17 protein-coding genes are annotated in these 17965 nt (G+C 72.1%); 13 read left to right on the forward strand and 4 right to left on the reverse strand.

Translation table 11 applies throughout. The annotated features are described in order from the left end of the window. Positions 1–310: 310 nt before the first annotated feature. Entirely contained in the window at positions 311–961 is a 651-nt protein-coding gene (locus ACFY5C_RS06690) for an FMN-dependent NADH-azoreductase (RefSeq protein WP_389441261.1), read from the reverse strand. A gap of 149 nt (positions 962–1110) precedes the next feature. Between ACFY5C_RS06690 and ACFY5C_RS06695 the strand changes: the two genes are divergently transcribed. The 4 genes from ACFY5C_RS06695 to ACFY5C_RS06710 all read left to right on the forward strand — a co-directional run bounded on the left by ACFY5C_RS06695 (position 1111) and on the right by ACFY5C_RS06710 (position 5160). After that, positions 1111–1473 (forward strand): winged helix-turn-helix transcriptional regulator, encoded by a 363-nt coding sequence (locus ACFY5C_RS06695; RefSeq protein WP_389441263.1) that lies wholly within the window; start codon positions 1111–1113, stop codon positions 1471–1473. Between the two features lie 259 nt (positions 1474–1732). Next, on the forward strand, positions 1733–3190 hold the full coding sequence (locus tag ACFY5C_RS06700) for a DUF2252 domain-containing protein (protein ID WP_389441265.1): 1458 nt from the start codon (positions 1733–1735) through the stop codon (positions 3188–3190). Between the two features lie 641 nt (positions 3191–3831). Beyond that, complete coding sequence (locus ACFY5C_RS06705; RefSeq protein WP_389441267.1) at positions 3832–4734, forward strand: J domain-containing protein; 903 nt, start codon at positions 3832–3834, stop codon at positions 4732–4734. A 96-nt stretch (positions 4735–4830) separates the two neighbouring features. After that, positions 4831–5160: a rhodanese-like domain-containing protein gene (locus ACFY5C_RS06710; protein WP_328430494.1), complete on the forward strand. Its 330-nt coding sequence runs from the start codon at positions 4831–4833 to the stop codon at positions 5158–5160. A gap of 35 nt (positions 5161–5195) precedes the next feature. Here the strand turns inward: ACFY5C_RS06710 and ACFY5C_RS06715 are convergent, their stop codons facing one another. After that, positions 5196–6338, reverse strand: a complete 1143-nt coding sequence (locus ACFY5C_RS06715) for an acyl-CoA dehydrogenase family protein (RefSeq protein WP_389441270.1) — start codon at positions 6336–6338, stop codon at positions 5196–5198. Positions 6339–6587: 249 nt separating this feature from the next. Between ACFY5C_RS06715 and ACFY5C_RS06720 the strand changes: the two genes are divergently transcribed. Genes ACFY5C_RS06720 through ACFY5C_RS06730 form a run of 3 tightly spaced genes read left to right on the forward strand, consistent with a single transcriptional unit; the run spans position 6588 to position 9345 of the window. Further along, positions 6588–7379, forward strand: coding sequence for a DUF5819 family protein (locus ACFY5C_RS06720; RefSeq protein ID WP_389441273.1), 792 nt, complete (start codon positions 6588–6590; stop codon positions 7377–7379). Further along, positions 7376–8602: an HTTM domain-containing protein gene (locus ACFY5C_RS06725; RefSeq protein WP_389441276.1), complete on the forward strand. Its 1227-nt coding sequence runs from the start codon at positions 7376–7378 to the stop codon at positions 8600–8602. Before ACFY5C_RS06720 ends, ACFY5C_RS06725 begins: the two co-directional genes overlap by 4 nt. Then, a complete protein-coding gene (locus tag ACFY5C_RS06730; protein ID WP_389441279.1) occupies positions 8599–9345 on the forward strand; it encodes a TrmH family RNA methyltransferase in 747 nt (248 codons plus the stop codon). Before ACFY5C_RS06725 ends, ACFY5C_RS06730 begins: the two co-directional genes overlap by 4 nt. Here the strand turns inward: ACFY5C_RS06730 and paaN are convergent. After that, the gene (paaN, locus tag ACFY5C_RS06735; RefSeq protein WP_389441281.1) at positions 9342–11033 is read right to left on the reverse strand and encodes a phenylacetic acid degradation protein PaaN; all 1692 of its coding nucleotides are present in this window, start codon (positions 11031–11033) and stop codon (positions 9342–9344) included. The two genes, ACFY5C_RS06730 and paaN, sit on opposite strands and share 4 nt — an antisense overlap. Positions 11034–11193: 160 nt before the next feature. On the opposite strand from paaN, the gene ACFY5C_RS06740 reads away from it, so the two are divergent. From ACFY5C_RS06740 to ACFY5C_RS06750, 3 genes are all read left to right on the forward strand, one after another. Continuing rightward, positions 11194–12711, forward strand: coding sequence for a 3-hydroxyacyl-CoA dehydrogenase (locus tag ACFY5C_RS06740; protein WP_389441284.1), 1518 nt, complete (start codon positions 11194–11196; stop codon positions 12709–12711). Beyond that, entirely contained in the window at positions 12708–13298 is a 591-nt protein-coding gene (locus ACFY5C_RS06745; RefSeq protein WP_389441286.1) for a TetR/AcrR family transcriptional regulator, read from the forward strand. The genes ACFY5C_RS06740 and ACFY5C_RS06745 overlap by 4 nt, the downstream gene beginning before the upstream one ends. Before the next feature lie 109 nt (positions 13299–13407). Further along, positions 13408–13713, forward strand: coding sequence for a hypothetical protein (locus ACFY5C_RS06750; protein WP_389441288.1), 306 nt, complete (start codon positions 13408–13410; stop codon positions 13711–13713). Between the two features lie 19 nt (positions 13714–13732). Here the strand turns inward: ACFY5C_RS06750 and ACFY5C_RS06755 are convergent, their stop codons facing one another. Next, positions 13733–14218, reverse strand: coding sequence for an Lrp/AsnC family transcriptional regulator (locus tag ACFY5C_RS06755; protein ID WP_389442182.1), 486 nt, complete (start codon positions 14216–14218; stop codon positions 13733–13735). A gap of 190 nt (positions 14219–14408) precedes the next feature. Here ACFY5C_RS06755 and pdhA point away from each other — a divergent pair, with 190 nt between their 5' ends. From pdhA to ACFY5C_RS06770, 3 genes are read left to right on the forward strand one after another with little or no spacing between them, the layout of a single operon-like run. Next, on the forward strand, positions 14409–15545 hold the full coding sequence (pdhA, locus tag ACFY5C_RS06760) for a pyruvate dehydrogenase (acetyl-transferring) E1 component subunit alpha (protein WP_389441290.1): 1137 nt from the start codon (positions 14409–14411) through the stop codon (positions 15543–15545). Beyond that, on the forward strand, positions 15542–16546 hold the full coding sequence (locus tag ACFY5C_RS06765) for an alpha-ketoacid dehydrogenase subunit beta (RefSeq protein ID WP_389441292.1): 1005 nt from the start codon (positions 15542–15544) through the stop codon (positions 16544–16546). Before pdhA ends, ACFY5C_RS06765 begins: the two co-directional genes overlap by 4 nt. Continuing rightward, positions 16546–17940 carry a dihydrolipoamide acetyltransferase family protein gene (locus ACFY5C_RS06770; protein WP_389441295.1) on the forward strand — a complete coding sequence of 465 codons (1395 nt, stop codon included), beginning with the start codon at positions 16546–16548 and terminating at the stop codon, positions 17938–17940. Before ACFY5C_RS06765 ends, ACFY5C_RS06770 begins: the two co-directional genes overlap by 1 nt. Positions 17941–17965 lie beyond the last annotated feature (25 nt).

Genomic DNA, 17965 nt, shown 5'->3' on the forward strand with positions numbered 1-17965 from the left:
CGTGACCCGTGACCCGTGACCCGTGACCCGTGACCCGTGACCCGTGACCCGTGACCCGTGACCCGTGACCCGTGACCCGTGACCCGTGACCCGTGACCCGTGAAGCGTGACCCATGAAGCGTCGCGATGCGTGCCTCGGTCGGCGGCTTCAGGTGACGTACTCGGCGTCGTAGCGGCTCCCCGGCCTGCGCATCGCCACGCGCGCGTAGGGCCCCGTTCGCCGGAGCGGGTTCTCCCACGCGCGCGTGACTGCAATGCGGCAGGCGACATGCGGCAGTTGGCGACTGCCCTGCGACCGCGTGCGATGTGGCTACGCCGCGATCCGCTGAGCCAGCTGCTTCGCCTTCGCGGCGGCCTCGTCGAGGGCGCGCTGGCGGGAGGCCTCGAAAAGGGGGACCAGGTCGGCCATCGCCGGGTTGGCCGGGGCCATGGTGAGCTCCGGAACGATGAACTCGAGGTCGGCGCCGAGGAAGTCGGCCAGGACCGCCGACAGGTAGTTCTGCACGTACTCGTAACCCTCGCGCGGAGTGCCCGGTCCGTATGCGCCGCCGCGGCTGGCCACGACGGTGACCGGGGTGCCCTTGACGGACTGGGCGTCTCCTGCCGTACGGCCGAACAGGACCACCTGGTCCAGCCAGGCCTTCAGCGTCGACGGGATCGTCAGGTTGTACATCGGGGCGCCGATCAGCACGGCGTCCGCCCGCTCCAGTTCCTCGATCAGTGTCACGCGCTCGGCGAAGGCCGCGGCCTGCTCGGGCGTGTGCGTGGCCGGATCGGCGAAGCCGGCGGTGTGGGCGTGGGCGGAGATGTGCGGCACCGGGTTCAAGGCCAGGTCGCGGTGGATCACCGTGCCCTCGGGGTGCTGTTCCTGCCAGATGCGGCGAAACGCGTCGGTGACGGCGCGGGACGAGGAGGCGTCGGTCGGGAAGACCGAGGAGTCGATGTGCAGGAGCGTTGCCATGGGGGTCTCCAGAGGGACGAAAGCGGATGGCAAGCGGGCAGGGGCTCGCTGCACCTTCCCGCAGTTACTGAGTATTCGTACTCGACTATGGATAACACAGTCACTTACTTTTTTTCATCCCCGTACCGCAGGGCAGTACCCTGAAAGGCATGGCGGGTGAGCAGAGTCACGACGTATCGGCGTGCAAACGGGTCGACGAGGGCATCACCCGCGTCTTCCAGCTGCTCGGCAAGCGCTGGACCGGCCCGATCGTGTCCGTGCTGACCGCGGGGCCCGCGTACTTCGTCGCCCTGCGCCGGGCGATTCCCGGCATCAGCGAGCGCATGCTCTCCGACCGGCTGACCGAACTCGCCGCCGCCGGGCTGGTGGTGCGCGAGGTGTACGAGGGGCCGCCGCTGCGAGTGGTGTACCGGCTGACGGCGGCGGGCTCCGCGCTCGAGCCCGGGCTCACCGAGCTGGGTCTGTGGGCGAAGGAGTACCTCGCGGGCGGGGAAGGGCCCGAGAACTGCTGAGGCGGAGGGCCGGTTAACCGCTGAGGCGGAGGGCCGGTTAACCGCTGAGGCGGAGGGTCGGATAGCCGCTGAGGCGGACGTGCCGTGGCCGGAGAACGGCCGAGGCGGATCGCTGCACCCTGGTCCCGGCGTTACGCCACCGCGCCGAGCGGTGTTTTCCACAACCGCGGAGTTGTCCACAGGGTCTGACGCGTTTCGGCCACCGGCTGTAACGTCGGCATGAGTTGATGTTCGTGCGTGAGCGGGGGAGGCGGTCGGTATGACCGAGGTCGGTGCGGAGGCTACGGCGCAGGTCGCCGCGGTGGCATCGGAGTCGTCGTCGGATTCCGTGGCGCACCGGCTGCCCAGCGTGCGCGGCTTCGCCGAGTGGCCCGGCGGCGGATCGCCCAAGGAGGAGGGCAAGGCACTGCGCAGGCGGGTGCCGCGCGGTGACCACGCGGTCCTCGACCTGGACGCCGCCCGTCCCGACGCCGTGGCCGCAGTCGAGGAGTCCAACCTCGGCCGGCTCCCCGAGCTCACGCCGATAAGGGTCGGCCGGATGGCGGCGACGCCCTTCGCGTTCCTGCGCGGCTCTGCGGGGCTCATGGCGTACGACCTCGCCCGCACCCCCATGACCCGGATCCGCGCCCAGATCTGCGGCGACGCACACGCGGCGAACTTCGGCCTGTACGGCGACGCGCGCGGCGGCCTGGTCATCGATCTGAACGACTTCGACGAGACGCTGTACGGCCCCTGGGAGTGGGACCTCAAGCGGCTCGCCACCTCTCTCGTGCTCGCGGGCCGGGAGGCAGGCGCGGACGAGGACGCGTGCCGCAAGGCGGCGAACGACACGGTGGGTGCCTACCGGCGCACCATGCGCCTGCTGGCCAAGCTCCCGGTGCTGGACGCGTGGAACGCGATCGCGAACGAGGAACTGGTCTCCCACACCGACGCCCACGACCTGATCGGCACGCTGGAGCGGGTGGCGGAGAAGGCGCGGGGCAACACCAGCGGGCGCTTCGCGGCGAAGTCGACGGAGGCGACCGGGGACGGAGGCCGCCGCTTCGTCGACGCCCCGCCGGTGCTGCGCCGGGTTGCGGACGCGGAGGCCGCGGCGGTCGCGGCGTCGCTGGAGAGCTACCTCGGCACGCTCTCCGAGGACCGCCACCCCCTGCTCGCCCGGCACGCCGTGCACGACGTGGCGTTCCGCGTGGTGGGCACGGGCAGCGTGGGCACACGCTCGTACGTCGTCCTGCTCCTGGACCACCGGGGCGAGTCACTGGTCCTCCAGGTGAAGGAAGTCCGCCCCTCGGCCCTCGTCCCGCACCTGGTGACGGCCGGCTTCGAAGTGCCGGAGCCGGAGCACGAGGGGCGGCGCGTGGTGCTCGGCCAGAAGCGGATGCAGGTGGTCAGCGACATCCTGCTGGGCTGGACGACCGTCGAGGGGCGGCCCTTCCAGGTACGCCAGTTCCGCAACCGCAAGGGCAGCGTCGACCCGGCCGCACTGGCCGCCGACCAGATAGACGACTACGCCCGCATGACAGGCGCCCTGTTGGCCCGCGCCCACTCCCACAGCGCCGACCCCCGCCTGATCGCCGGCTACTGCGGCAAGAACGAGGAACTGGACGAGGCGATCGCCACATTCGCCGTCAGCTACGCCGACCGCACCGAAGCGGACCACACCGCGCTGGTGTCGGCGGTACGGGCGGGGCGGATCGAGGCGGAGACGGGGGTCTGAGGGGCGGCGGTTGGTTCGCGCGGAGGGCTCGGTGAGGTACGTCACCCTCGGCGCGGGTGGGCCCGGCGAGCCGGTCGGCGTGATCGACCCGACCGCCTGTCCGGCCCGGCTGCCCGAGCTCGCGGAGGACCTGCCGTCCGGCGCACGCGCGTCCGACACCGACCCCGGCCACTACGACTTCACCGGCAGACGCTGGGTGAAGGACCTGATGTCGCGCGAGGTCCGGCCCCGCCGGCGACAGGGCCGAGCGGGAGAGAGTGAGGGGCCGGGCCTGCTGGGCGAAGCTCCGGGACGCCGGCCTGAGCGTCCGGGCTTACCGGGCGCAGGTCCGGGGACGCCAGTGCGAGGTGCTGGGGCCGCGCGGCGGAGCCGTAGGGCACGAAGGTCCGGCTGGCGGAGCCATAGGGCAGGAAGGCCCCCCGGCTGGCGGAGCCGTAGGGCACGAAGGTCCCGGCTACTGAGATGAAGACCCGGAGGCTCCGGGGCGGAGCCGCGGGGCACGAGAGGCAGGCCGCCTGGGGTGAGGAGGGCCGGAACCGCACGGCGCGGAGGGCCCAGGCCGACTGGGGCGAAGAGCCCGAGCGGCCGGAGCGGAGCCGCGGGGCACGAAGGGCCAGGCACGTGTGGCCTACGCTGGTCGGGTGACGACGCCGGAAGCTGAACAGTCCCAGGCCGAGCCCGCTGGTGCGGGGACGTCGGGCGGTGCCGAGGTGCCCGCAGGCGGAGCTGAGCAGGGTGGTGAGGCACAGATGCCGGCCGAGGACGGGACGGAGCGGCCCGAGGCGCGGCTGGAGCGGGCCGTGCGGGCCGCAGAGCAGGCGTTGATCGAGTACGAGATCGCGGTGGAGACGTTCCGCGTCGAGGTGGAGAACTTCTCCCGGCTGCACCACCAGAAGCTCGGCCCGATGTACGCCCGCCTCGACGAACTGGACGCCCGGATCGCCGAGGCCACAGCCGCCCGCACCGGCGACCCCGAGGACATCCGCAAGGCCGACGAGGCGCGCGCCCGCGTGCTGCCGATGCCGGGCGTCGAGGAGCTGTTCCACGGCTGGATGGACGGCGAGGGGCTGTTCCCGGAGGCCGCGGCGATGCTCACGGACCAGCCGGTACGGCCCCCGCAGCGAGTGCGCCCCAGCGACGAGGCCCGCAAGCTCTACCGCGAGCTGGCCCGCAAGGCCCACCCCGACCTCGCCCAGGAGGCGGCCGAGCGTTCGAGGCGCGAGGAGTTCATCACCCGCGTCAACGCGGCCTACGCCCGCGGCGACGAGGCGCTGCTGCGGGAGCTGGCCGAGGAGTGGGCCGCGGGACCGGTGCCGAAGGAGCAGGGCCCGACCCCGGCCGAGGAGCTCTACGCCCGCCTCGAGTGGCTCGCCCAGCGCAAGGAGCTGCTCGCGCTGGTCGCGAACGACCTCGAGGAGAGCGCGATCGGTGCGATGCTCCGCCTGGCCCCGGACGACCCCGACCGCCTCCTCGACGAGATCGCCGACCAGCTCCTGGCCCAGGTCGAGGCGAGGGAAGCGGAACTGGCAACGCTGCTCGGCTAGGGGCCGGAAATCGCCCTGACGGGGCCTCCCCGTGGGAGCCCCGCCGGGCACCCGCACCCGTCCGGTAGCGTCGGACCCATGCATTTCGGATCTGGCGTGCCGACAGTCGAGGTCACCGACCTCAAGGACGACGACTTCCTGCTGGACGTCCGCGAGGACGACGAGTGGCAGGCGGGTCACGCCGAGAAGGCCCTGCACATCCCCATCAGCGACTTCGTGGCCCGCTACGGCGAGCTGACCGAGGCCGCCCCGCAGGACGGCCGCGTCCATGTGATCTGCCGCTCCGGCGGCCGCTCGGCGCAGGTCGCGATGTACCTCGTCCAGCAGGGCATCGACGCCGTGAACGTCGACGGCGGCATGCAGGTGTGGGCGGCGGTGGGACGTCCCGTGGTGAACGACGAGGGTCAGCCGGGCTTCGTCCTGTAGGACCGCACGTCACCCCAGCACCCGGTATCCGCAGGTCAGCCCAGCGGATGCGCCGCCAGCAGGTCTCCCAGCGCCTCCTCGTGTGCCGCCGCCGGGCCGAGCGTCAGCTCAAGGTGCTTGGCCCAGGCGTGGTACCGGTGCAGCGGATAGTCGACGTCGGCGCCGAAGCCGCCGTGCAGATGCTGGGCCGTCTGCACGACCCGGCGTACGCCCTCCGAGGCCCAGATCTTCGCCACGGCCACGTCTCCTGAGGCGGGCAGCGCTCCGGGCGCCCCCGAGGCGATCCGCCACGCCGCCTGCCACAGGGTGACCTCCATCGCGCGCAGGTCGATGTAGCGGTCGGCGGACTGCACGGCGACCGCCTGGAACGTGGCGATCGGATGCCCGAACTGCTCCCGCTTGCCCGTGTACTCCGAGGTCATCCCCAGCACTCGCTCACCCAGCCCGAGTGCCAGCGCACACGTCCCCGTGGTCAGCAGCTCCCGCAGCCACTCCCACGCCCCCTCGGCGTCGATGACGTCCCGCCCCGCGAGCTCCACCGAGTCCAGCCGCAGCTCCCCCAGCCGCTCCCCGCTGGTCGAGAACTGCTCGGCGAGCGAGACCCCCCGCGCCTCGCGCGGGACCAGCGCGAGGACGGTCCGGTCGGCGGCCGTACGGGCCGGCACGACGACGAGATCGGCGTCGTACGCCCAGGGCACCGCCGTCTGCACCCCGTCCAGCACCCACCCCGAACCGGAACCGGAATCCTGCCGGGCGGTCACCGCGAGCTCGGCCGGGTCGTGGCCGGTGCGGCCGTGCGCGGCGACCGTGAGCACGGCCTGACCGCGCCCCGCCCGCGCCAGCAGCTCGGCCTTCAGTTCGGGTCCGCCGTACGCCTGGACGGCCGCCGTGGCCGCGCTGCTCTCCAGCAGCGGCACCCGGGCCAGTACCTTCGCCGACTCGCGCAGCACCAGGCACAGCGCGACGGCGTCGAGGCCCGACCCGCCGTACTCCTGCGCGAGCAGCAGACTCAGCAGGTCGGCGTCCGCGAGCCGGCCCCACAGTGCGCGGTCGAAGTCGTCGGCGACGGCACCCGGCGTGAGCGCGGGAGAGGGCACGGAGTCCGGCGCGACCCCGGCGAACACCCCGCGCGCCGCCTCGGCCGCCGCCTGCTGCTCCTCGGTGAAGGTGAAGTCCACGGTCCCTGCCCTTCCACACGTCCACACCCACGGCGATCTGACGGAGCGTCAAGATAGAACAGGTTCTAGAAGAAGGGAATGCTCTGTGGAGGACCCACGCAGGGCCCCGTCCGGCCGTGTAGGACCCCCGTAAGGTGTGGACGACGGCGGCCCGGCTGGGGCTTTGCCCGGCGGGTGGGCCTGAGTACCGTTCCCGTGCGAACGCCGAGGGCTGAGGGAATACGGACCGGAATCGGGGAACGGGGCTACATGGACGCGTACGACGCACGCTCGGCCGCCCGGCACGGGCCGGACGAGGAGCCGCGGGACGTCGCTGCCCCGCCCGCCGTCGAGCCGTCGCCAGCGGTGCCGTCCGCCGAACCCCGCACCGGCGTGGCGGCGCTCTCCCTGCGCTACCAGATCGGTGCCGCCCTCGCCCTCGCGGTCGTGGCGATCGCCGTCTGTGTCCACATAGGCATGGTCTTTCTGCACGTCGCCCCGCCGAACACGGTCACCAAGCAGCACGGCAAGGCGATAGACGACTGGATATACCCGGAGTTCGAACAGAACTGGAAGCTGTTTGCCCCCAACCCGCTGCAGCAGAACATCGCGGTGCAGGTCCGCGCCCAGGTCGGCACGGCCGACGGCGGGCGCCGCACCACCGGCTGGTACGACCTGTCAGCCCAGGACGGCCGGGCCATCGACGGCAATCTGCTGCCCAGCCACACCCAGCAGAACGAGCTGCGCCGGGCCTGGGACTTCTTCGTCGCCACGCATGACGCCGGGAACCGTCCCGTGGGCCTGCGCGGCGCCCTGTCCGAGACGTATCTGCGGCGCATCGTGGAACTGCGCCTCGACCGCGCCGGCGCGGCCGGTGAGAGCGGCGTCCTCGAACGCGTCCAGGTCCGCTCCCGCACCACCAACGTGCACCCGCCCAAGTGGAGCGACGAGCAGGTCTCGGACAAGCCGTCCTACCGGATGCTGCCGTGGTGGTCGGTCTCGGCCGACGCGACCGGCAACGCGACCGACAGCGCGGGCGCGCAAGAGGGGAGCGCCCGGTGAACCGCTTCTCACTCGCGATCTCCACCGGCATCGCCCGCGTCACCGGGTCCGCCCTCGGCCCGTACCAGACGGCCGTGATCCGCATCGGCTTCACCGCGACCTGGCTGCTGTTCCTGCTGCGTGAGTTTCCGCACCGCCTGGAGATGTACGGCCCCGACGGTCCCTGGGACTTCGACCTGGGCCAGCAGCTGATCGGGACGAACGGCGCCTTCACGGCGCTGATCTGGTCGAGCAGCCGGTTCTGGTTCGAGAGCGTCTACGTCCTGGCCGTCCTGACCAGCGTGCTGCTGCTGCTCGGCTGGCGCACCCGCACGATGTCCGTGCTGTTCATGGTCGGCGTGCTCTCGCTGCAGAACCGCTCCATCTTCATGGGCGACGGCGGCGACAACGTCCTGCACCTGATGTGCGTCTACCTCGTATTCACGCGCTGCGGCCAGGTCTGGTCGCTGGACGAGCGCCGGGCCAGGCGCGCGGGCGAGGCACACGCGCGTGGAGAGCGGGTCGGGCCGGACCGGATCGGTCCGCTCCTGTGGAGCGTGCTCGGGTTCGCGCTGGTCGCCGTGACCGCGGCGGGCCGTCTCGACGGCGACCTGACCGTGCCGCTGATCCTGTGGGGCGTCTGGCTCGCCCTGGCCGTGCGGTGGATCGTGGGCCGGCTCGCGCGGACCGAGCAGCCCCGGATCCTGCTCGACGTCATCGGCAACATCGTCCACAACGGTGCCCTGCTGGTGATCATGGCCGAGGCGTGCCTGATCTACGCGACCGCCGGCTGGTACAAGATCCAGGGCTCCCGCTGGCAGGACGGCACCGCCGTCCACTACCCGCTGCACCTCGACTACTTCTCCCCCTGGCCCGCCCTCGCCGACCTGCTGTCGTCCAGCGGCACGATGGTGATGCTCATCACCTACGGCACGGTCATCGTCCAGGTCGCCTTCCCGTTCACGCTGTTCAACCGACGGGTCAAGAACGTCCTCCTCGCCGCGATGATCACCGAGCATGCCGTGATCGCGGTCGTCCTCGGGCTGCCGTTCTTCTCCCTGGCGATGATCGCAGCGGACGCGGTCTTCCTGCCGGCGTCGTTCCTGCGCCGCCTCGGCGGCTGGGCGGCACGCGCGCGTGGCGGCCTGTCGGGGCTGGTCCGGCGCGGTGACGACCGTACGGACCTGCCGGGCCCCCGCGCCCCGGAGAACCCCGAGCACGCGCACGTAGGCTTCACGGCATGACCGTGACCTCGTGGAACCGGCTCGCCGGCACCTCCGTGCTGCTCGACGGCTTCCACGCCCTCAAGCACGCCGTGCGCTTCGGCGCCGAGGTCCCGGTCGCGGTCGCCGTCGACCGGGATGCGGCGCTGGCCCTCGCCGACGAGCTGGCGCCGGACGTACGCGGCGACCTGGACGCGCTCCTGACGCAGGTCCCGGAGTCGACGTACACCTCGCTGGTGCCGCGCCCGCACCCCACCGGGGTCGCCGCTCTGGCCGTACGGCCGCCTCGCGCCGCCAACCTGGAGAAGCTGGCGCACACCCCGCGCACCGCCCCTGTCGTGGTCCTCGACAACCCGCGCAACCTCGGCAACGCGGGCGCCGTGATCCGGCTGGCCGCCGGCTTCGGCGCGACCGGCGTCGTCACCACCGGCACCCTCGACCCCTGGCATCCGACGGTCGTGCGCGGCGGGGCGGGGCTGCACTTCGCGACCGCCGTGGAGCGGCTCGGCGTGGCAGAGCTGCCGCCCGGGCCGCTGTTCGCCCTGGATCCCGAGGGCGACGACATCCGGGGTAGCAAGCTCCCGGACGACGCCGTCCTCGCCTTCGGCTCCGAGCGCACCGGCCTGTCGGCCGAACTGCGCGCGCGTGCCGACCATTTGGTGGCCTTGCCGATGCGCCCCCAGGTCTCCAGCTACAACCTCGCGACCAGTGTGGCGATGACGCTGTACCACTGGAGTCTCACCGGGGGCGCCTTCAGGGCTTAGGCCTCCCGCCGCACCTCGACGACGCGGAACCGGTTCGCCACGAACGCCCCGTCGCACAGCGCCGAGTTGGCCGCAGGGTTGCCGCCCGAACCGTGGAAGTCGGAGAACGCGGCCGTCTGGTTCACGTACACCCCGCCCGTGAGGTTCAGTGACAGCTGGGCCGCCTCCTCCAGGCAGGCTTCCTGCACGGCCTGCTCGACCTCGTCGTCGGTGGTGTACGCACCGACCGTCATCGCGCCCTTCTCGCGCACCGTCCGCCGCAGCAACTCCACCGCGTCCGCGGCCGAGTCGACCGCGACGGCGAAGGAGACCGGGCCGAAGCACTCGCTCATGTAGGCGGCCTCGTCGTCCGGCTTGGCGCCGTCCAGCTTCACGATCACCGGCGTACGGACCACGGCGTCCGGGAACTCCGGGTTCGCGATCTCGCGGGAGGCGAGGGCGACTTCGCCGAGGCCGGCGGCGGCCTCCAGGCGGGCCTTGACGTCGGGGTTGACGATCGCACCGAGCAGCGCGTTCGCGCGGGCGTCGTCGCCGAGGAGGCCGTCGACCGAGCGGGCGAGGTCGGCGACGACCTCGTCGAAGGTCCGGGGGCCCTCCTCGGTGCGGATGCCGTCACGGGGGATGAGCAGGTTCTGCGGGGTGGTGCACATCTGGCCGCTGTACAGGGACAGCGAGAACGCCAGGTTGGACAGCATGCCCTTGTAGTTGTCCGTCGAGTCGACGATCACCGTGTTGACGCCGGCCTTCTCCGTGTAGACCTGCGCCTGGCGGGCGTTTGCCTCCAGCCAGTCGCCGAAGACGGTCGAGCCCGTGTAGTCGATGATCCGGATCTCCGGGCGGGTGGCCAGCGTCTTGGCGATGCCCTCGCCGGGGCGCTCGGCGGCCAGCGCGACCAGGTTCGCGTCGAAGCCGGCCTCGGTGAGCACCTGCCGGGCGACCTGCACGGTGAGCGCGAGCGGCAGGACCGCGCGCGGGTGGGGCTTCACCAGGACCGCGTTGCCGGTGGCGAGGGAGGCGAACAGGCCCGGGTAGCCGTTCCAGGTCGGGAAGGTGTTGCAGCCGATGACCATCGCGATCCCGCGCGGGACCGGCGTGAACTGCTTGTTCAGGGCGAGCGGGTCGCGCTTGCCCTGCGGCTTGGTCCACTCCGCCGCGTCGGGGGTGCGCACCTGCTCGACGTACGCGTACGCCACCGCCTCCATGCCGCGGTCCTGCGCGTGCGGGCCGCCCGCCTGGAACGACATCATGAAGGCCTGGCCGGAGGTGTGCATGACCGCGTGCGCGAACTCGTGCGTGCGGTCGCTGATCCGCTTGAGGATCTCCAGACAGACCACCGCGCGCATCTCCGCGCCCGCGTCCCGCCAGGCCCGCATGCCGGACTTCATGGCGGGCAGCAGCTCGTCGATGTCCGCGTGCGGGTACTCGACGCCCAGCTCGATGCCGTACGGAGAGGCCTCGCCGCCCACCCAGCCGTCGGTGCCGGGCTGGCCGAGGTCGAGGCGGCCGCCGAGGAGGGCGTCGAAGGCGGCCTTGCCCGCCGCCGCGTCCAGGCTGCCGTTCTCGCCGTAGGCCTTGGGGTGCTCGGGGTGCGGGGACCAGTACGCACGTGTGCGGATCGCTTCCAGCGCCTGGTCGAGGGTGGGCCGGTGCTTGGCGATCAGCTCGTGGGCGGTCAGTTCGGCGGCCATGCGGGACCAACTCCTCGTTTCAAGAGCTCTCCGTCGAGCTCATGACCTGGGCAGAAACATGGGCAGGAAAGGCCAGTCAGAGTTAGAGTAACCGAACGATCGGTCGGTTCAAGGGGGTCCGCCGCATCTGTGGAAAACCCCGTGCGGGAGGATCGCGCACATGACAGCACTCGACCTCAGCAGCCCCGTGGCCGTCGTCGGCACCGGCACCATGGGCCAGGGCATCGCCCAGGTCGCGTTGGTGGCGGGCCACCCCGTACGGCTGTACGACGCTGCTCCGGGACGCGCCCAGGCCGCCGCGGACGCGATCGGCGCGCGCCTCGACCGGCTCGTCGAGAAGGACCGCCTCACCGGCGCCGACCGGGACGCGGCCCGCGCGCGGCTGCTGCCCGCCGAGTCCCTCACCGAGCTCGCGGACTGCACCCTGGTGATCGAGGCCGTCCTGGAGCGCCTCGACGTCAAGCAGGAGCTCCTGCGCGAGCTGGAGGGCATCGTCGGCGAGGACTGTCTGCTCGCCACCAACACCTCGTCCCTGTCGGTGACGGCCATCGGCGGCGCTCTGGACAACCCCGGCCGCTTCGTCGGCCTGCACTTCTTCAACCCCGCGCCGCTGCTGCCGCTGGTCGAGGTCGTCTCCGGGTTCGCCACCGACGTCACATCGGCCACGCGCGCGTACGAGACGGCTCGCGCGTGGGGCAAGACGCCGGTCGCCTGCGCGGACACCCCCGGCTTCATCGTCAACCGCATCGCGCGGCCCTTCTACGCCGAGGCCTTCGCGGTCTACGAGGCCCAGGGCGCCGATCCGGCCACCATTGACGCCGTCCTGCGCGAGTGCGGCGGCTTCAGGATGGGCGCGTTCGAGCTGACCGACCTCATCGGGCAGGACGTCAACGAGTCCGTCACCCACTCCGTCTGGCAGTCCTTCTTCCAGGACGTGCGCTTCACGCCGTCGCTCGCCCAGCGGCGCCTGGTCGAGTCCGGCCGGCTGGGCCGCAAGAGCGGGCACGGCTGGTACGACTACGCAGAGGATGCCGAGGCCGCCGAGCCGCACACCGCCGAGAAGGCCCGGCAGCCCGCCTACGTCGTCGTCGAGGGCGACCTGGGCCCCGCCTCCGAGCTGCTCGCGCTGATCCGCGAGGCGGGCATCCCGGTGCGCGAGGAGGACGAAGACCACGGCAGCCGCCTGGTGCTGCCGAGCGGTGGCCAGCTCGCGCTCGCCGACGGCCAGACGTCCGTGGAGTTCCGGGACGTCGTCTACTTCGACCTCGCCGTCGACTACCGCCGGGCCACCCGGATCGCCCTGTCCGCCTCCCAGGACACCTCGTCGCAGACCCTCGCCGAGGCCACCGGCCTCTTCCAGGCGCTCGGCAAGAAGGTCAGCGTCATCGGCGACGTCCCCGGCATGATCGTCGCCCGCACGGTCGCCCGGATCGTCGACCTCGCGCACGACGCGGTGGCCAAGGGGGTGGCCACCGAGGAGGACATCGACACCGCGATGCGCCTGGGCGTGAACTACCCGCTCGGGCCCTTCGAGTGGAGCCGCAGGCTCGGCCGCAACTGGGCGTACGCCCTCCTCGACGACCTGCACCTGCGTGAGCCTTCCGGGCGCTACGCGCCGTCCCTCGCGCTGTACCGCCACGCGTACGCCTCCGACAAGCGGGAGGGCAGCACCTCATGACCACCGCCAAGCGCGACACGTACACCCCGGAGACGCTGCTCACCGTCGCGGTGCAGGTCTTCAACGAGCGCGGCTACGACGGCACCTCCATGGAGCACCTCTCCCGCGCGGCCGGCATCTCCAAGTCGTCGATCTACCACCACGTCACGGGCAAGGAGGAACTGCTGCGCCGCGCCGTCAGCCGGGCGCTGGACGGCCTCTTCGCCATCCTCGACGAGGAGCTCGCGCGCGGGGGGCACGCCGCCGACCGGCTGGAGTACGTCGTACGGCGCATGGTCGAGGTGCTCATAGCGGAGCTGCCGTACGTGACGCTGCTGCTGCGGGTGCGCGGCAACACCGACACCGAGCGGTGGGCCCTGGAGCGGCGCCGCGACTTCGACCACCAGGTCGCCGCCCTGCTGAAGGCGGCCGCCGCCGACGGCGAGGTGCGCGCGGACGTGGAGGTCCGGCTGGCGACCCGGCTCGTCTTCGGCATGATCAACTCGATCGTCGAGTGGTACCGCCCGGACGGCCGCGGCATGAACGAGTGCGAGGTCGCCGACACGGTGGCGCGGCTGGTCTTCGGGGGACTGCGCCGGGCGAGCTGACCGCCGAGCTCGCCGATCTCGCGTGACGGGCGGCCTGAGTACGCGCGCGTGGGCGGGCGAGTACGCCGCCCGATGGACCGAGGCGCCCTGGCCCGGTGAGCTGGGACGCGTGATCCAGAACGACGTGCAGCTCTCCGGCGCCCACCCGACATGGTGGAAAGCGCCTGGCGTGGCGACCCTGCTCGGACTGCCGCTCCCGGTGTGGGAGTACGGCATGTTCCGCGCCGACGGCTGCACCAGCGGCATCGAAGTGGTGATCCACTGGGGGTTCGTCCTGCTCGCGATCGCCTGGGCGCTGCCGCACCGCCGCTCCCTGCGGATGCTGCGCATGACCGCGGCCGGTGCCGGGCTCGGATGCGCCCTCCTTCCGGTGCTGTTCGCGGTGCTGATGGCCATGGCGATGACCTCGGGCTGACCGTCGGATCGGCCCTCAGTCAGCCCTGCGGCTCCAGGTCCTCCTCCTCGAAGACCAGCAGCGTGCGCGTGCTGAGCACCTCGGGGATCGCCTGGAGACGGGTGAGGACCAGTTCGCGCAGGGCCCTGTTGTCGGAGGTGTGGACCAGCAGCAGGACATCGAAATCGCCCCCGACGAGGGCGATGTGAGAGGCGCCCGGAAGCTGTCTGAGCTGCTCGCGGACCGTGCGCCAGGTGTTCTGGACGATCTTGAGAGTGATGTAGGCCGAGGTGCCGTGGCCGGCGCGTTCGTGGTTGACGCGGGCGCCGAAACCGCGGATGACGCCGTCCTCGACGAGGCGGTTGATGCGGGCGTAGGCGTTGGCACGGGAGACATGGACCCGCTCGGCGACCGACCGTATCGACGCGCGGCCGTCCGCCTGGAGCATCTGCAGGATGTCCTCGTCGATGGCGTCGAGCGGCCGCGCCGGTGGCAGGGGGGCGCCCCCGTCCGGGCTTTCGGCCATTTGTTCAGGCGCCATGTCCCCCCACCTTCCCTCCGTGGACGTACTGCGTTCATTGGAGGCTGTGGAGAACCGTTTGTCCACAGCCTGAGGCCGCCTGTAGCCAAAATGTGCCGACGACCGAACAATCGGTAGGTGAGGCGCGTCACTGGAGCTGCGCCTCCCGTAGCCGCTCCCACGAGGAGGTGCCGTCATGACGGTCATGGAGCAGCGAGGCGCGTACCGGCCATCGCCGCCGCCCGCCTGGCAGCCCCGCATGGACCCCGCGCCGCTGCTGCCAGACGCGGAGCCGTACCGCGTCCTCGGCACCGAGGCCGCCGCGAAGGCCGACCCGGACCTGCTGCGCCGGCTGTACGCCGAGCTGGTGCGCGGCCGCCGGTACAACGCGCAGGCGACCGCGCTCACCAAGCAGGGCCGCCTTGCCGTCTACCCGTCCACCACCGGCCAGGAGGCCTGCGAGGTCGCCGCCGCGCTCGCCCTCGAGGAGCGCGACTGGCTCTTCCCGAGCTACCGCGACACGCTCGCGGTCGTCGCACGTGGCGTGGACCCCGTCGAGGCGCTGACCCTGCTGCGCGGCGACTGGCACACCGGCTACGACCCCTACGAGCACCGTGTGGCCCCCCTGTGCACGCCGCTCGCCACCCAGCTCCCGCACGCCGTCGGCCTCGCGCACGCCGCCCGCCTCAAGGGCGACGACGTGGTCGCGCTCGCCATGGTCGGTGACGGCGGCACCAGCGAGGGCGACTTCCACGAGGCGTTGAACTTCGCCGCCGTATGGCAGGCACCGGTCGTCTTCCTCGTCCAGAACAACGGCTTCGCGATCTCCGTCCCGCTCGCCAAGCAGACCGCGGCACCGTCGCTGGCCCACAAGGCCGTCGGGTACGGCATGCCCGGCCGTCTGGTCGACGGCAACGACGCGGCCGCCGTGCACGAGGTGCTCAGCGACGCCGTACGGCACGCACGCGCGGGCGGCGGTCCCACGCTGATCGAGGCGATCACCTACCGCATCGACGCCCACACCAACGCCGACGACGCGACCCGCTACCGCGGCGACTCCGAGGTGGAGACCTGGCGCGGGCACGACCCGATCACGCTCCTGGAGCACGAGCTGACCGAGCGCGGTCTGCTCGACGAGGCCGGCAAGCAGGCCGCGCGGGACGCTGCCGAGACCATGGCCGCCGACCTGCGCGCACGCATGAACCAGGACCCGGCGCTCGACCCGATGGACCTGTTCAGCGACGTGTACGCCGAGCCCACCCAGCAACTGCGGGAACAGCAGGCCCAGTTGAGGGCCGAGCTCGAAGCCGAGTCGGAAGGGTCGCACCGATGACCACCGTCGCCGCCAAGCCGGCCACCATGGCGCAGGCCCTCACCCGCGGGCTGCGCGACGCCATGGCGGACGACCCCACCGTGCACGTCATGGGTGAGGACGTCGGCACCCTCGGCGGTGTCTTCCGGGTCACCGACGGGCTCGCCAAGGAGTTCGGCGAGGACCGCTGCACCGACACGCCGCTGGCCGAGGCGGGCATCCTGGGCACGGCGGTGGGCATGGCCATGTACGGCCTGCGCCCGGTCGTGGAGATGCAGTTCGACGCCTTCGCCTACCCGGCGTTCGAGCAGCTCATCTCGCACGTGACCCGCACGCGCAACCGCACCCGCGGCAAGATGCCGCTCCCCATCACCATCCGCGTCCCCTACGGCGGCGGCATCGGCGGCGTCGAGCACCACAGCGACTCGTCCGAGGCGTACTACATGGCGACTCCGGGGCTTCATGTCGTCACGCCCGCGACCGTCGCCGACGCCTACGGACTGCTGCGCGCCGCCATCGCCTCCGACGACCCGGTCGTCTTCCTGGAGCCCAAGCGGCTGTACTGGTCCAAGGACACCTGGAACCCGGACGAGCCGCAGAGCGTTGAACCGATTGGCCGCGCGGTGGTGCGGCGCTCCGGCCGGAGCGCCACGCTCATCACGTACGGACCGTCCGTGCCCGTCTGCCTCGAAGCCGCCGAGGCGGCCCGGGACGAGGGGTGGGACCTGGAGGTCGTCGACCTGCGCTCGCTGGTGCCGTTCGACGACGAGACGGTCACCGCCTCGGTACGGCGGACCGGGCGAGCGGTCGTCGTGCACGAGTCGGGCGGGTTCGGCGGCCCGGGAGGGGAGATCGCGGCCCGGGTCACGGAGCGCTGCTTCCACCACCTGGAGGCACCGGTGCTGCGTGTGGCCGGGTTCGACATCCCCTACCCGCCGCCGATGCTGGAGCGTCACCACCTGCCCGGCGTGGACCGGATCCTGGACGCCGTGGGGCGTCTGCAGTGGGAGGCCGAGAGCTGATGGCACAGGTGTTGGAGTTCAAGCTCCCCGACCTCGGGGAGGGGCTCACCGAGGCGGAGATCGTCCGCTGGCTGGTGGAGGTCGGTGACGTCGTCGACGTCGACCAGCCGGTCGTCGAGGTCGAGACGGCCAAGGCGATGGTCGACGTCCCCTGCCCCTACGCCGGGGTGGTCACAGCCCGCTTCGGCGAGGAGGGCTCCGAGCTCCCCGTGGGCGCCCCGCTGCTGACGGTGGCCGTCGGCGCGCCCGCCTCCGACGGCCCGGCGGGGGACTCGGGTGCGGCATCGGACAAGGGCTCCGGCAATGTCCTCGTCGGCTACGGCACCTCCGAGGCACCGGCGCGGCGCAGAAGGGTGCGGCCGGGGGAGTCGGCACCCGCCGTCCCAGTGGAACCCGTGTCCGCCAACGGCGCCGCTGCCGCACGGGACGTGATCGAGGGGCCCGTGCCGGTCATCTCACCCCTCGTCCGCCGCCTCGCCCGGGAGAACGGCCTGGACCTGAGGGAGCTGCACGGCTCCGGCCCGGACGGGCTGATCCTGCGGGCCGACGTCGAGTACGCCCTGCGGGCCGCTCAGGCGCACGGGCGCACGGCACAGCCGTCGGCCGAGCCGCACGCGCGCGTGACGCCCACCCCGGCACCGGCCCCGTCCTCCTCCGCTGCCGTCCCGACCGCGCAGCCCCCCGTCCGTTCCTCCGCCCCTCCCGCCGGCATCCGCACCCCCCTCAAGGGCGTCCGCGGTGCCGTGGCCGACAAGCTCTCCCGCAGCCGGCGGGAGATCCCGGACGCCACCTGCTGGGTGGACGCCGACGCGACGGAGCTCATGCGGGCGCGCACCGCGATGAACGCCGCAGGGGGACCGAAGATCTCCCTGATCGCCCTGCTGGCCCGCATCACCACCGCCGCCCTGGCGCGGTTCCCCGAGCTCAACTCCACGGTCGACATGGAGGCCAGGGAGATCGTCCAGTTCGACCACGTGCACCTCGGCTTCGCCGCGCAGACCGAGCGCGGGCTCGTCGTCCCGGTCGTCCGGGACGCCCACGCGCGGGACGCGGAGTCGCTGACGGCGGAGTTCGCCCGGCTGACCGAGGCGGGCCGGACGGGCATCCTCACACCGGCGGAACTCACCGGCGGCACCTTCACGTTGAACAACTACGGCGTGTTCGGCGTCGACGGCTCCACCCCGATCATCAACCACCCCGAGGCCGCCATGCTCGGCGTCGGCCGCATCATCCCCAAGCCCTGGGTGCACGAGGGCGAACTGGCGGTGCGCCAGCTCGTCGAGCTCTCGCTCACGTTCGACCACCGGGTCTGCGACGGCGGCACCGCGGGCGGCTTCCTGCGGTACGTGGCGGACTGCGTGGAACACCCGGCGGTGCTGCTGCGCACGCTGTGACCAAGGCCCCCGCGTTTCGGCTGCT

The sequence above is a fragment of the Streptomyces sp. NPDC012935 genome (assembly GCF_042900345.1).
Lineage (GTDB): Bacteria > Actinomycetota > Actinomycetes > Streptomycetales > Streptomycetaceae > Streptomyces.

Coding starts and splice junctions, on each gene's coding strand:
- ACFY5C_RS06720 (WP_389441273.1), top strand. CDS start 6,588: ATGGACGCGTACGACGCACGCTCGGCCGCCCGGCACGGGCCGGACGAG.
- ACFY5C_RS06695 (WP_389441263.1), top strand. CDS start 1,111: ATGGCGGGTGAGCAGAGTCACGACGTATCGGCGTGCAAACGGGTCGAC.
- ACFY5C_RS06745 (WP_389441286.1), top strand. CDS start 12,708: ATGACCACCGCCAAGCGCGACACGTACACCCCGGAGACGCTGCTCACC.
- paaN (WP_389441281.1), bottom strand. CDS start 11,033: ATGGCCGCCGAACTGACCGCCCACGAGCTGATCGCCAAGCACCGGCCC.
- ACFY5C_RS06740 (WP_389441284.1), top strand. CDS start 11,194: ATGACAGCACTCGACCTCAGCAGCCCCGTGGCCGTCGTCGGCACCGGC.
- ACFY5C_RS06770 (WP_389441295.1), top strand. CDS start 16,546: ATGGCACAGGTGTTGGAGTTCAAGCTCCCCGACCTCGGGGAGGGGCTC.
- ACFY5C_RS06690 (WP_389441261.1), bottom strand. CDS start 961: ATGGCAACGCTCCTGCACATCGACTCCTCGGTCTTCCCGACCGACGCC.
- ACFY5C_RS06755 (WP_389442182.1), bottom strand. CDS start 14,218: ATGGCCGAAAGCCCGGACGGGGGCGCCCCCCTGCCACCGGCGCGGCCG.
- pdhA (WP_389441290.1), top strand. CDS start 14,409: ATGACGGTCATGGAGCAGCGAGGCGCGTACCGGCCATCGCCGCCGCCC.
- ACFY5C_RS06730 (WP_389441279.1), top strand. CDS start 8,599: ATGACCGTGACCTCGTGGAACCGGCTCGCCGGCACCTCCGTGCTGCTC.
- ACFY5C_RS06765 (WP_389441292.1), top strand. CDS start 15,542: ATGACCACCGTCGCCGCCAAGCCGGCCACCATGGCGCAGGCCCTCACC.
- ACFY5C_RS06700 (WP_389441265.1), top strand. CDS start 1,733: ATGACCGAGGTCGGTGCGGAGGCTACGGCGCAGGTCGCCGCGGTGGCA.